The following is a 12,111-nucleotide window of genomic DNA, read 5'->3' as shown; positions in this document are numbered from 1 at the left end:
TTACGCCCGATCCAGGACGTAGCCGACACCGCGCACGGTCCGGATGCGCACGTCCTGGCCGATCTTGCCCCGCAGCGAGGCGACGTGCGTGTCGAGGGTCCGCGAGGACGCCTCCCAGGACGCGCCCCAGACCTGGTCGAGGATCTGGTCGCGCGCCACCACGGCGGGCGAGCGCTGGGCGAGCAGGACCAGCAGGTCGAACTCCTTGCGGGTCAGCCTGAGTTCCCGGTCCCCCACCCGTGCCTCGCGCGCGTCGACGTCCAGGGTGAGCGGTCCCACCGACACCGCGGGTTCGCCCTCGTCGGCCTCGGCCCGCGCGGACCGCGTCCGCCGCAGGACGGCGTCGATCCGAGCCAGGAGTTCGGCCACCCCGAACGGCTTGACGACGTAGTCGTCGGCGCCGGCCCGCAGTCCGCGCACCCGCTCGCGCTCCTCACCCCGCGCGGTGACCGCGATGATGGCGGTCTGGGGGCGGTCGCGGAGCCGACGCAGGAGGTCGATCCCGTCCAGGTCGGGCAGCCCCAGGTCCAGGAGTACGACGTCCGCCGGCGGAGCCTCCAGCGCCCGCTCGGCGGTGGCCACCCGCTGCACGTCGTAGGACGCCGACCGCAACGCGGTCACCAGCCCGCGCGCGACCCGGTCATCGTCCTCGACCACGAGTATCCGCATGCCAGCATCGTAGGCCGACTCAGGATGGGTCCGGCGCCGCGTCGGGGACGTCCGCGCACGTGGCCCTCCCTCTTCCGACTCGCAGACGGGCGACGCGAACCGTCGCCGCCACCGGACGACCGGAACCGCGCGCGCGGGAGTCGGCCGCCCGGTGCTCGGGCGGCCGACGACGGTGCGTGGGGCGGCGGTACCGCCGGGGTCAGGAGTTCCCGGCGGGCGCGGCCTCGGCGTCAGGGCGGGTGCGGGTTCGGCCCCAGGGCAGGAGGCGGTCCAGGGCGAAGCGCCCGCCCGCGAACCCGAGGGCGAGGGCGGCGGCACCGAGGACCAGTGGAAGCTCGTAGCCGCCCACGAGGGGCTGGCCCGCGTGGACGGTCGCGATGGCGACGGCCATCTGCGCGGCGAGCACCGGGCCGGCCGCCGGCAGGACGAGGCCGAGGATGAGCAGCGCACCCCCGATGATCTCGACCCCGGTGCCGAGCAGGGCGCTGTACTCGGGGAAGGGGATCCCGACCGAGCCGAAGAACCCGGCGGTCCCTTCCAGGTCGGCGGCCTTGTCCAGGCCGTGGGCGACGAAGGTGGCGCCGACGACGATCCTGGCGAGCAGGGCCGTGACGTCGCTGATCCGGAGTGACCGGTCGGTCATCGGGTTCTCCATTCCGTGAGCGGGTGTCCCGGGAGGCGAGTCAGCACTGTTGAGAGCGCAATCTTTTCCCAGGAAGCTACATACTAAAGCGTACGCCACGGATACTCAGCGTGTTCCTCGCCACGACGGGCGCCCGTGGGTCAGGCGCTCCAGGGCGTGGGGGACTCCGCACCCAGCGCGTCGAGCATGGCCGCCGAGATCTCCCGCAGTCGGTCGACCTGCTCGTCGGTGAGCGGGTCGAACACCACCCGCCGCACCTCGTCCACGTGACCGGGCGCCGCCTCGCGCAGAGTCGCCAGGCCGGACTCGGTCAGCGCGGCGACGGTGGTCCTCCGGTCACCCGGGCGCTTGTACCGGCGGATCAGCCCGTCGGCCTCCATCCGGGAGACCGCGTGCGAGAGCCGACTCGGCGACGACAGCAGGCTCTCCGCCAGCGCCGTCATCGTCATCTCGCGGTTCGGCGCCTCCGACAGCACCACGAGCGCGTGGAAGTAGGCGTGCGGCAGCCCTGAATCCCGCCTGAGCTGGCGGTCCAGCGCGCTCTCCATCAGACGGACGGCGGCCATGAAGGTGCGCCAGGCCTCCTGCTCGCTGTCGCTGAGCCACCTCGTGTCGGCCATCGGGCCCGGCCCCTCCGAAATATTTGAGCGTTCAATTATGTTCTGGTCAGACATCAAGAGATCCTAGCCCCGGAGGCTTCCATGCAGACGCGTCCACAGCGCATGCCGGCCCTCTACCTCAGCCACGGAGCGCCGCCGCTGGCCGACGACACCGAGTGGACCCGTGAACTCGCCGCCTGGTCCGCCGACCTCCCCCGGCCCCGCGCGATCCTCATGGTCTCCGCGCACTGGGAGGACGCCCCGCTGACCGTGGGCGCGACGACGGACGCGGCGCCGCTGACCTACGACTTCTGGGGCTTTCCGCAACGCTACTACGCGGTCACCTACGCCCACCCCGGAGCGCCGGAACTCGCCCAGCGCGTCAGCGCCCTCGTCTCCGGGCCCGGGCGACACGTCCACCAGGACCCGTCCCGCGGCCTGGACCACGGCGCGTACGTCCCGCTCAAGGAGATGTACCCGGACGCCGACGTCCCCGTCCTCCAGGTCTCCATGCCGACCCTGGACCCCGCGGAGCTGCTCGACCTGGGCCGGCGCCTGGCACCGCTGCGCGAGGAGGGCGTACTCATCGTTGGCAGCGGGTTCACCACGCACAACCTGCGCGAGATGTCGCCCGCGGCGCACGGGGACGTGCCCGCCTGGTCGTCGGAGTTCGACGACTGGGCGCACCGCACCGTGCTCGACCACGACGTGGACGCGCTCCTGGACTTCGAGCACAAGGCGCCCGCGGCGTCGCTGGCCCACCCGCGCAGCGACCACTTCGCGCCGCTGTTCGTCGCACTCGGGGCGAGCCTGGACGCGCACGACCGGTCGAGGTCCACCGTCGACGGGTACTGGCACGGCATGGCCAAGCGCTCGTTCCAGTTCGACTGACCGCGCCCGAAAACCAGTGTGGGAACGTCGGTGCTTCCTGCCAGAATCACGGCATGTCCCACGGCACCCACCCCACGGACGCCCGATCCGTGAGCGAACTCCTTCTGGCACGGGAACGCGCCAAGTTCCTGCTCTTCTGGGGCCACCGACCCCCGGTGTCCGGCGGCGTGTCGGCCTCCTGCCTCTCCCAGTGGTGGTCGGCCGAGTTCACCGTGGACGGGGTCACCTACGCCACGGCGGAGCACTACATGATGGCCGGCAAGGCCCGCCTGTTCGGCGACGACGCGGCCGCCGAGCTGATCGTCGCGGCGGGCCACCCCCGTGACGCCAAGGTGCTCGGCCGCCAGGTGCGCGACTTCGACCAGGAGGTCTGGGAGGCCGCCCGGTTCGAGATCGTGGTGCGCGCAAACGTCGCCAAGTTCGGACAGAATCCGCGGCTACGCGACTTCCTGCTCGGCACCGGGCGACGGGTCCTGGTCGAGGCCAGCCCGCGCGACAAGGTGTGGGGGATCGGCATGAGCGCGCGCGACGAGAACGCGGAGAGACCCGGGGCCTGGCGGGGGGCCAACCTGCTCGGCTTCGCCCTCATGGAGGCCCGCCACCGCCTCGCCACCGGCTGAACGGGGCCGAACGAGGCGTCGGATTTCCGCCAGCACGGGATTCCCGGGTTCGCCAACCTGGAACACATGAACGAACTGGAGAGCAGGACGGCACTGGTCACCGGCGGCAGCCGAGGGATCGGCGCGGCGGTCGCGCTGCGGCTCGCCGAAGCCGGGGCCAACGTCGCCATCACCTACATCAGCGACGAGGCCGCCGCGACCGAGGTCGTGCAGAAGATCAGGGCGACCGGGCGGCGGGCCGTCGCCCTGCGGGCCGACAACGGGGACGCCGTCCAGGCGGCCGGTGCCGTCGACCGTGTGGTGGCGGCCCTCGGCGGCCTGGACATCCTGGTCAACAACGCCGCTTCCGTCCCCTTCGTGCCCTCCGACGAGGTCACCCAACTCGACCGGGTCCTGGCGGTGAACGTCAAGGTCCCCTTCCGGACCACCCAGGCGGCACTGCGCCACATGGGCGAGGGCGCCAGCGTGGTCACCATCGGCAGCAATGTCACCGAGTATGTCCCCTTCCCGGGGCTCACCCTGTACGCGATGAGCAGGTCGGCGCTCCTGGGTATGACCCGCGGTCTGGCCCGCGAAGTGGGACCGCGGGGAATCACCGTCACCCTCCTCAGCCCGGGGCCGATCGACACCGACGCCAACCCGGCCGACGGCCCGAACCCCGACGGCATCCGTTCCCTGGTCCCGCTCGGCCGTTTCGGGCGCGCCGAGGAGATCGCCGACACCGTGGTCCACCTGGTCGGCCCGGGCGGCCGGTTCGTGACCGGCACGGAGATCCACGTCGACGGCGGTATCAACGCCTGAGCGAACCACGGGCGACACCACCCGCGCCCCGCGGCGGTGCCACCGCGGGGCGGGCGCGAAACGAGCGAAAGGGACCGGAGCCGAAGGCTCACCGTTGAGGGTGGAAGCCCCCACCCTCCGCGCAGCGCACCGTGGGGGCGATGGTGGGAGACGGGAGGGAAAGTCCGAGATAAAGTCGAAATCCACCGACTCGCGTGAAACGGCAACAGAATTCCCGTGACGTACACCCGGATTTCGCACCCGGCCGCCCCCTGGCAGGAGTAGAGTCCGAAATCGCGGACAGCACGGTGCCCCAGCACCACAGGCACTCGCGCGCGCCGACCGACGGCTGCGCGCACCCCAGGAAAACGTTCCTTCGAGCGCGATATTCGCGCTGATCGATGTGCCGGGCACCGTCCTTCCTTTCGACAGGACGAGATCACCCAGGGGATTCCCATGGCCTATTACCGCATTCAGCTGAGCGACGGTTCCTCCCACACCCTCCAGGCGGTGCGCATGCGCACCGACGCCCGCAGCCTCTACCTGGAGGAGCACAGCGCCGGGCAGTGGCAGGAGGTGTTCGCCAACCCGCTGACGGACGTCGAGCGCGTCCAGCGACGCTTCACCGAGAACGACGGCACCTGGACCTGGCTCAACGAGCGCCTGCCCGCCCCGGTCGGCGGCGTGCGCGCCTGGTGACCGGCCCCGGGTGACCCGTGGGGCCGCGCGGAGCGGTGCCCGGCGGCCCCTGTGGGACCTTGCCCCTCCTACCAGTCCAGGACCCCGTACGTGTCCGGGTCCTGTGCCAGGGCCAGGTGGCCCCACAGCACACCGGACGGGCCGTCCTCCGGCAGCGTGGCCAGGTGCAGGCTCACGCGGGCGCCCTGCTCGGCCGAGCGGGGGCCGGAGTGCCCGTTCATGTCCGTGGCGCAGTACCCGGGGTTGGCCGCGTTGACCTTGGCCGGCGTCCCGGCGAGCGCCTTGGCGTACAGGGCGGTCACCATGTTCAGCGCGGCCTTCGACGCGGGATAGGCGGCGTCCATCTCGACGTCCTTGAAGGGGTCCTCGGGGTGGGTCAGCGACGCGATCGAGCCGAGTTCGCTCGACACGTTGACCACCCGGGCGGCCTCGGACCGGCGGAGCAGGGGGAGGAAGGCGTCGGTCACCCGCACCACCGACACCACGTTCACGTCCAGCACCTCGCGGAACTGGTCGGTGTCCGACCGTCCCATCCCGCCCCAGCCCAGCGCGATCCCGGCGTTGTTGACCAGGGCGTCGAGTCGCCCGAACTCCTCCTCCACCCGGGCGGCCGCCGCCTTGACGCTCGTGGCGTCGGTGATGTCGATCGCCAGAACGCGCGCGTCGACACCCTCCTCCCGCAGCGCGCGTTCGGCCTCCGCCCCGCGCTGGGCGTCCCGGGTGCCCACCAGTACCGTCATGCCCTCCAGACCCAGCAGCCGCGCGGTCTGGAATCCGATTCCCCTGTTCGCCCCAGTGACGAGGGCGACCTTCGTGTGTTCGCTCATGGGCCCCATCGTGGTGGCCGCCGCCCTCCGGCGGGAGAGACCCGTCGAGGCTGGTATCGGCTGTACCAGTGTCAGACGGCCGCCGGTACGGCACTCTGGAGGTCACCGACGGACAGGAGGCCCCGACCGTGGACCGCACCGAACTCGCGGCGTTCCTGCGCGACCGCCGGGCGCGCATCGGCCCCGCCGACGCGGGTCTGCCGGAGACCGCGCGGCGCAGGACACCCGGGCTGCGCCGCCAGGAGGTCGCCCAGCTCGCCGGGATGTCCGTGGAGTACTACGTGCGCCTGGAGCAGGCGCGCGGCCCCAATCCGTCCCGCCAGGTGCTCTCCGCGCTCGCTCGCGCCCTGATGCTCAGTGCCGACGAACGCGCCTACCTGTTCCGGGTGGCCGGGACGGAGCCGCCGGCCGTCCGGTCCCCCGACCGGAGCATCACCGACGGCGTGCGCCACCTGCTGGCCAACCTCACCACCACCCCCGCCTACGTCCTCGACGCCAAGTACGACGTGCTCGCCTGGAACCGCCTCGCGCCGCACTTCATCGGCGACGTGTCGTCTCTGCCGGAGGACCGGCGCAACATCATCGAGTGGCTGTTCTCGCTGCCGGAGGACGACCCCCAGTGGGCCGACGCGAGCACCGACCACTTCAGCCGCTACTCCGTGGCCGACCTGCGCGCGGCCTACGCCCGCTACCCGGGCGACCGGGACATCGCCCGCATGGTGACCACCCTGCTGGGCTCCTCACCCCGGTTCGCGCACCTGTGGGCGTCGATGGACGTCCACGAGCGCCGCGGATTCGCCAAGCGGATCCACCACCCGAGCCTGGGCACCCTGGAGTTCGCCTGCCAGGTGCTGCTCGTACCCGACACCGACCAGCGGGTGATGATGTACTGCCCGGAGCCGGGCTCGCCGACCGAGGAGGCCATGCGCCACCTGTACGCCCAATCGGCGGGCCCCTCCGCGGACCGGCCGGGCGACGCCCCGCAGCCGGAGTTCCGGGCACCGTGCGGACCCGGCGACTTCGTCCACGCGCAACGGCTCCGAACCGTGTCCGAGGCGCTCTGACGGCCCCGGGCACACGGAAGAGGGGCGCCGGGAACCTCGCGGTTCCCAGCGCCCCTCGTGCGCGCGTCGGGCGGCCTACTCGGTCTCGCCGAAGACGGAGCCGGGGGTGCCAGAGCCGTCGGTGGCCTGCGGCTCACCGGTGGCGCTGCCCTCCAGCCACTCGTCCCAGGACTTCTGCCAGTAGCCCCAGCCGTTGTTCCACTCGATCTCCCGATCGGTACCGGTCGTGTCGAGGACGTCGCCCATCAGGATGTTCTCGAACATCCACCGGGCGTCCTCCGACCGCATGTTGGTGCAGCCGTGGGAGGTGTTCGCGGAGCCGATGCTGGGGTTGTAGTCCGCTTCGTGGATGAACTCGCCGCTGTTGGAGGTGCGGATGGCGTACTGGACGTCGACCCGGTAGGAACCCGGGGAGTCCGGGGGCACGCCGAGCGTCGCCGAGTCCATGGTCAGGTGCCGGTAGCGCTCCATGAACACGTGCGTTCCGGAGGTGGTGGTGTAGGCCCGGGTGGTACCCATGCCGTTGCTCACGTCCAGGGTGCGCTCGTGCTCCCCGTCGATGGTGATCTCCATCTCGTGGTCGGGCACGTGCTGGGTCGCGATCAGCTCGCGACCGACCTCGAAGTCGATCTGGTAGTTGCGCGCGCCGTAGACGCCCTCGGAGGCCTCGACACCGGCGAGGTGGAGGTCGACGGTGACGTTCTGGTACGGCTCCCAGTACTCCTCGGTGCGGAACACGGCCATCTGGTCGGAGACCCAGTTCCAGGCCCCGTCGACGTCCTGCTCGGCCGTGACCTCCATGGAGTTCTCGACCTGCTCCTTGTTGGCCACAGGGAGGTCGAAGTTGATGACCACCGGCATACCGACACCGACCGTGTCACCGGAGTTCGGGAAGTTCGACGCCAGTTCCAGCTTCATGCCGGGAGTGGCGGGCAGGGTCGTGAACTCGTGGACCAGCTCGGTCTCCTCGCCGGCCGCGTTGGCGGCGGTGGCGGTGACCACGACCTCGGCGCCCGGGGTCAGGGCCCAGTCGCTGGTCCACTCGGTCTCGTCCTCGCTGAGCCGACCGGTCATCTCGAAGGGGTCCTCGGCGGCCTCCCCGCCCTCGACCCCGGCCTCGGAGGGGACCACCTGGTCGACCTGGACGTCGGTGATGACACCGTGCTCCGCGGTGACCTGGATGGGGGAGTTCGGCGCGAGCTGCTCGGTTCCGTCATCCGGGGTGATGGCCAGCTCGGCGGGATCGGTGTCCTCCGGGGCGGCGGTGTTGCTCTGCGTCTCCGCTTCGCCCCCAGAGGAGGTGCAGGCGGTGGCGGCCAGCGCGAGCGCGGCCAGCGCGACGCCGAACCGGCGCACCGTCGTCGGGTGGGTGATGCCCCTCACGTCTGGACCTCCGTGTTTTCCGTTGAGCCGTGTCCGACGCCATACGTCCATAGCAGTTAAGACGCACGGAACCGGAAATGGTTCTGAAATCCCGCGCATCGGTATCAAGCGGTTATCCCGGTCGCCGCCGGCCCGTGGTCAGGGGAACCGAACCGCCGACGATACAACCCGGGGGAACCCGTTCCGGCCCCGGGGGCCGGATGATGTGTTCGTACTCCACTCGATCCGTGCGGCCGGTCTCGCCCGGGGCGAGGAGGCCCGACTCGGTTCCGCGCTCTGCCCTCCCGGCCGCAGGACGGTACGGATGGGGAGACGGCGCGCGGGGTGGGACGACCGCGGGCGGTCGGGGTCGAGTGCCGAGGAGCGCCCGTCCACTGAGTCGTCGAGGTCGTGGGGTACGTCGGGCCATTCTACGCGCATTCGGATGCACCACTGAGGCCACACCGTCCGTCCGAAACCCCGCCCGCGACGGCTCGGTCAGGACCCCGCGACCGGCCGTGAGCCCGCCGCGGCACCGCTGCGCGCCGCGTAGGCGGCGGGCGGAACACCGATGACCGAGGTGAACTCCCGGGTGAGGTGCGACTGGTCGCTGAACCCCAGTTCGGCGGCCACGCCGCTCCAGTCCATCACGCCGCCCCTGCGGGCGCGTTCGGCCGCCTCGTAGAGCCGGTAGCGGCGGATCACCGTCTTGGGGCCCAGCCCGACGTGGTCGGCGAAGCGGCGTTGGAGCAGGCGCACACCCATGCCCTCGCGCCGGGCCAGCGGCGCCACACCCACGACGGTCGGGTCGGCCGCGACGCGTTCCACCACGTCCATGGTGTCCTCGGCGGGGTGGCGGTCGGCGGGCACGCGCGCGGCCAGGTAGCGGTCCACGTCGGCGATCAGCCGCGTCGGATCGTCCTGCCGGAACTCGGCCCCGTCGAACACCTCGCCCAGCGGCAGGACGGCGTCCACGATCCCGTTCATCGGACGGCCGAGGAAGGGCCGGAATCCGGCAGGCCGGAACATCACCCCGAGCGCCCACCCGGTCCCCGTCAGGCGGCGCGAGGTGAGCCGCGTGGTCGGTCCGTGCACGGCGGCCCCGCCCCCGGCGAACACGACGTTCACGACGGGGTGGGCCAACACCTGCTGGGTGAAGGGTTCGTCCTCGGGCAGGTCCCAGGAGGCCACCCAGTAGCGGTCCACGAACCGGGCGAGGCCTTCCGAGGGCGCGGACCGGTCCAGCCGGAACCGGGTCAGCCCGGCGCCGGGGTCGATGATGCCGCGCGCGTCCTCGTCCACGGGAAGGGGATCCACACTCCCAGCCTAGAACGTGTCCGACGGCCCGTTCCGGGTACCCGGCGGCCGGATCGGTCCCCGACCGTCCAGGTCAGGGCGCGCGTGACGAACACGCGTTCCCGTGTCGCGTTTGTTCAAGACGGCGCGTTCCAGGATGGGTGAATCTGGACCTCCCCACCCGGTGAACACGACCAGGAGAGCGCGATGAGCGACATTGCCACCCGCTACGCCCGTCTGTCCGACGACTTCGCCGCCACCGTGGCGGCCGTCCCCGGGGACCGCTGGTCGTCCGAGTCCCCCTGCGAGGGGTGGACGGCCCGCGACGTGGTCGCCCACGTGGTGGAGACCCAGGGCATGTTCCTGCGGTTGGTCGGCCGCGATCTCGGCGACATCCCGTCGGTCGCCGAGGACCCGTCGGCCGCCTGGGACGCGGCCCGCGTCGTGGTCCAGGCCGACCTGGACGACCCCGAGCGCGCCGGCGCCGAGTTCGACGGATTCTTCGGCCGGACGACGTTCGCCGAGGCCGTCGACCGCTTCCTCAACTTCGATCTCATCACCCACCGCTGGGACCTGGCACGCGCCACCGGCCAGGACGAGCGGATCGATCCCGCGGACATCGCCTGGGCACGCGAGGCGACCAGGGTGTTCGGCCCGCACCTGCGCCGAGAGGGCGTGTGCGGACCCGAGCTCACCCCGCCGGACGGCGCCGACGAGCAGACCCGGTTCCTGGCCTTTCTCGGCCGCCGGGCCTGGTAGCGCGCGCCCGGCCCGGCCCGGCTCCCGGTTCCCGGATGCCCGCTCCCGGCACGCCCCGTCCACAGGGTGTGGACAAGGCGGGGGCCGCGCGAGGGCGTCCTCGCGCGGCCCCGACAGCACATCCGGTCGGCCGGTCAGCGGGGCGTCCTCACCGGTCCGACCCCAGCGGCCCAGTGGCCGTCAGCAGGCCTCCACCCACGTGCACTCCAGGTCACCGCTTCCGGCCGGAGCGGTGCTGGGGGCCTCGGCCCCGCCGCGCGCGAGCGTGCGCACCGGGCCCGTGTGGCCCATGTACTCGGCCAGCCGCGCCGCCACCGCGTCCTGCACGCCCCACGGCGCCCAACCGGTGTGCCCGTTGTTGATCACGCTGAACACCAGATCGTCGCCGTCGGCGCCGTGCACGTACCCGGACAGGGCGCTCACGCCCGACAGCGTTCCGGTCTTCGCGCTCACCACGCCCTCGGCGGCCGTGTCGCCCATGCGCCCGGACAGCGTGCCCCCCACGAACGGGTCGGGGTCGCCCGCGACCGGCAGGGAGTCGTGCCACGCCTCGAACCAGGGTTCGTCCCGCACCTGCGTGTAGAGGTCGACGACGCTCGACGCGGTGGCGAGGTTGCCGCGCGACAGGCCGGAGCCGTCGTGCATGCGCATGTCGCCCGTGTCCACGCCCAGCCCGGTCAGCGCCTCCTGGGTCCCGGCCAGCCCGGCCTCCCACGAGCCCTCGCCCGCGACCTCCCGGCCGATGCCCTTGACCAGCATCTCCGCGTGCATGTTGTTGCTGAACTTCAGCAGCGGGACCAGGGTCTCCTCCAGGGTCGGGGACTCGTGGTCGCCCAGGACCACCGGCCCCTCGCCCTCGGGCAGCGCCCCCAGGTCCACGTCTCCCTCGACCTCGACGCCGTGCCGCTCCAGGGCCCGCTCGAAGACGTGCGCCGTGAACGCGGCCGGCTCGTCGACCGTGCGGACCCTGGTCACCGGCTGGGAGCCCTCGGGCAGCGAACCGGTGACGGCGATCGTGTTGGTGTCCAGGGGACGGGTGATGGAGAGCGTGTCGGTGCTGTCGGCGGCACCGGTCACGGCCTGGTTGTCCAGCTCCATGTACCCCTCGGCCAGGCCCAGGTCGACCTCGACCGGCTCGCCCTCGGTGCCCGCCGCCACCTCGACCTCGGTCACGCCGGTGTCGTAGCGCTCCCCGTGCGCCAGCGTCAGCGCCGAGATCTGCGCCGCGTACGCGTACGGCTCGTCGGTGGGGTCCCAGTCGTCCACCTGGCGCTGGTCGTCGAACCAGGTGTCGTCGGCGTACAGGTCGCCGGTCACCGTGGTGACGCCCGACTCAGCCACGTCGGCGGCCAGGGCGTCCAGGTCGGCCTCGGAGAGCATGGGGTCACCGTTGCCGACCAGGTAGAGGTCGGTCACGGAGCCGCCGTAGTCCGGGCCCTCCTCCACCGCGACCTCGGTACCGAACGTGTGGTCGGGCCCCAGGACCTCCAGGGCGGCCACGGTGCTGAACAGCTTCAGGTTGGAGGCGGGCAGCAGCTGGGTGTCGGCATCGCGCGAGTACAGCCGTTCACCGGTGTCGGGGTCGGTGACGACCACACCGGAGACGGCCCCTTCGAGCGAGGGGTCCTCCAGCAGCGCGTCGATGTCGGCACGGAGCTCGTCGAGCCGGGCGGCGTCGTCGGTGCTCTCCACGGTGTCGGCGAGGACCGGCCCGGCCGCCAGCGTCGAGAGGGGCAGGAGCGGCACGGTGACGAGTGCGGTGGCCGAGAGCCACGCCCATCCTCGCTTCCTCTCACCCCGTCTCCTCCGGGTCGCGGGGGTCGGTCGGGGAGTGGCAGACATTGATCTCCTCGGGGGATCAGGCACGTATGCGCGGCAAGAACCTACACGAATCCCATCGGG

13 protein-coding genes are annotated in these 12,111 nt (G+C 71.9%); 6 read left to right on the top strand and 7 right to left on the bottom strand.

Annotated elements, in window-relative coordinates; genetic code table 11:
• From M1P99_RS13645 to M1P99_RS13635, 3 genes are all read right to left on the bottom strand, one after another.
• The gene (locus tag M1P99_RS13645; RefSeq protein WP_304453030.1) at nucleotides 1–669 is read right to left on the bottom strand and encodes a response regulator transcription factor; all 669 of its coding nucleotides are present in this window, start codon (nucleotides 667–669) and stop codon (nucleotides 1–3) included.
• A gap of 199 nt (nucleotides 670–868) precedes the next feature.
• Entirely contained in the window at nucleotides 869–1,312 is a 444-nt protein-coding gene (locus M1P99_RS13640; protein WP_304453029.1) for a DoxX family protein, read from the bottom strand.
• Nucleotides 1,313–1,452: 140 nt separating this feature from the next.
• Nucleotides 1,453–1,932: a MarR family winged helix-turn-helix transcriptional regulator gene (locus M1P99_RS13635; protein WP_304453028.1), complete on the bottom strand. Its 480-nt coding sequence runs from the start codon at nucleotides 1,930–1,932 to the stop codon at nucleotides 1,453–1,455.
• A gap of 81 nt (nucleotides 1,933–2,013) precedes the next feature.
• Here M1P99_RS13635 and M1P99_RS13630 point away from each other — a divergent pair, with 81 nt between their 5' ends.
• The 4 genes from M1P99_RS13630 to M1P99_RS13615 all read left to right on the top strand — a co-directional run bounded on the left by M1P99_RS13630 (nucleotide 2,014) and on the right by M1P99_RS13615 (nucleotide 4,901).
• Nucleotides 2,014–2,802 (top strand): dioxygenase, encoded by a 789-nt coding sequence (locus tag M1P99_RS13630; RefSeq protein ID WP_304453027.1) that lies wholly within the window; start codon nucleotides 2,014–2,016, stop codon nucleotides 2,800–2,802.
• A gap of 53 nt (nucleotides 2,803–2,855) precedes the next feature.
• Complete coding sequence (locus tag M1P99_RS13625) at nucleotides 2,856–3,422, top strand: NADAR family protein (protein WP_304453026.1); 567 nt, start codon at nucleotides 2,856–2,858, stop codon at nucleotides 3,420–3,422.
• Nucleotides 3,423–3,488: 66 nt separating this feature from the next.
• Nucleotides 3,489–4,223 carry an SDR family NAD(P)-dependent oxidoreductase gene (locus M1P99_RS13620; protein ID WP_304453025.1) on the top strand — a complete coding sequence of 245 codons (735 nt, stop codon included), beginning with the start codon at nucleotides 3,489–3,491 and terminating at the stop codon, nucleotides 4,221–4,223.
• A gap of 435 nt (nucleotides 4,224–4,658) precedes the next feature.
• Complete coding sequence (locus M1P99_RS13615) at nucleotides 4,659–4,901, top strand: hypothetical protein (protein WP_304453024.1); 243 nt, start codon at nucleotides 4,659–4,661, stop codon at nucleotides 4,899–4,901.
• A 68-nt stretch (nucleotides 4,902–4,969) separates the two neighbouring features.
• Here M1P99_RS13615 and M1P99_RS13610 read toward each other — a convergent pair whose 3' ends face one another.
• Nucleotides 4,970–5,728, bottom strand: a complete 759-nt coding sequence (locus M1P99_RS13610; RefSeq protein WP_369696558.1) for an SDR family NAD(P)-dependent oxidoreductase — start codon at nucleotides 5,726–5,728, stop codon at nucleotides 4,970–4,972.
• Between the two features lie 68 nt (nucleotides 5,729–5,796).
• Between M1P99_RS13610 and M1P99_RS13605 the strand changes: the two genes are divergently transcribed.
• Nucleotides 5,797–6,792, top strand: a complete 996-nt coding sequence (locus M1P99_RS13605) for a helix-turn-helix transcriptional regulator (protein WP_304453022.1) — start codon at nucleotides 5,797–5,799, stop codon at nucleotides 6,790–6,792.
• A 75-nt stretch (nucleotides 6,793–6,867) separates the two neighbouring features.
• Here the strand turns inward: M1P99_RS13605 and M1P99_RS13600 are convergent, their stop codons facing one another.
• Both M1P99_RS13600 and M1P99_RS13595 read right to left on the bottom strand, forming a co-directional pair.
• Nucleotides 6,868–8,175 carry an Ig-like domain-containing protein gene (locus M1P99_RS13600; RefSeq protein WP_304453021.1) on the bottom strand — a complete coding sequence of 436 codons (1,308 nt, stop codon included), beginning with the start codon at nucleotides 8,173–8,175 and terminating at the stop codon, nucleotides 6,868–6,870.
• Between the two features lie 477 nt (nucleotides 8,176–8,652).
• The gene (locus M1P99_RS13595) at nucleotides 8,653–9,471 is read right to left on the bottom strand and encodes a helix-turn-helix transcriptional regulator (RefSeq protein WP_304453020.1); all 819 of its coding nucleotides are present in this window, start codon (nucleotides 9,469–9,471) and stop codon (nucleotides 8,653–8,655) included.
• 186 nt (nucleotides 9,472–9,657) lie between these two features.
• Between M1P99_RS13595 and M1P99_RS13590 the strand changes: the two genes are divergently transcribed.
• The gene (locus M1P99_RS13590) at nucleotides 9,658–10,209 is read left to right on the top strand and encodes a TIGR03086 family metal-binding protein (protein ID WP_304453019.1); all 552 of its coding nucleotides are present in this window, start codon (nucleotides 9,658–9,660) and stop codon (nucleotides 10,207–10,209) included.
• A gap of 180 nt (nucleotides 10,210–10,389) precedes the next feature.
• On the opposite strand, the gene dacB is transcribed toward M1P99_RS13590, so the two are convergent.
• Nucleotides 10,390–12,051 carry a D-alanyl-D-alanine carboxypeptidase/D-alanyl-D-alanine-endopeptidase gene (dacB, locus tag M1P99_RS13585; protein ID WP_304453018.1) on the bottom strand — a complete coding sequence of 554 codons (1,662 nt, stop codon included), beginning with the start codon at nucleotides 12,049–12,051 and terminating at the stop codon, nucleotides 10,390–10,392.
• Nucleotides 12,052–12,111 lie beyond the last annotated feature (60 nt).

The organism is Nocardiopsis sp. YSL2 (assembly GCF_030555055.1).
Taxonomy (GTDB): Bacteria; Actinomycetota; Actinomycetes; order Streptosporangiales; family Streptosporangiaceae; genus Nocardiopsis.
This window is presented reverse-complemented; position numbering and strand designations above follow the sequence as displayed.

What these genes read in the sequence shown, in the direction of transcription:
- M1P99_RS13615 (WP_304453024.1), top strand. Translation starts at nt 4,659, where the DNA reads ATGGCCTATTACCGCATTCAGCTGAGCGACGGTTCCTCCCACACCCTC.
- M1P99_RS13610 (WP_369696558.1), bottom strand. Translation starts at nt 5,728, where the DNA reads ATGAGCGAACACACGAAGGTCGCCCTCGTCACTGGGGCGAACAGGGGA.
- dacB (WP_304453018.1), bottom strand. Translation starts at nt 12,051, where the DNA reads ATGTCTGCCACTCCCCGACCGACCCCCGCGACCCGGAGGAGACGGGGT.
- M1P99_RS13645 (WP_304453030.1), bottom strand. Translation starts at nt 669, where the DNA reads ATGCGGATACTCGTGGTCGAGGACGATGACCGGGTCGCGCGCGGGCTG.
- M1P99_RS13620 (WP_304453025.1), top strand. Translation starts at nt 3,489, where the DNA reads ATGAACGAACTGGAGAGCAGGACGGCACTGGTCACCGGCGGCAGCCGA.
- M1P99_RS13640 (WP_304453029.1), bottom strand. Translation starts at nt 1,312, where the DNA reads ATGACCGACCGGTCACTCCGGATCAGCGACGTCACGGCCCTGCTCGCC.
- M1P99_RS13630 (WP_304453027.1), top strand. Translation starts at nt 2,014, where the DNA reads ATGCAGACGCGTCCACAGCGCATGCCGGCCCTCTACCTCAGCCACGGA.
- M1P99_RS13635 (WP_304453028.1), bottom strand. Translation starts at nt 1,932, where the DNA reads ATGGCCGACACGAGGTGGCTCAGCGACAGCGAGCAGGAGGCCTGGCGC.
- M1P99_RS13590 (WP_304453019.1), top strand. Translation starts at nt 9,658, where the DNA reads ATGAGCGACATTGCCACCCGCTACGCCCGTCTGTCCGACGACTTCGCC.
- M1P99_RS13625 (WP_304453026.1), top strand. Translation starts at nt 2,856, where the DNA reads ATGTCCCACGGCACCCACCCCACGGACGCCCGATCCGTGAGCGAACTC.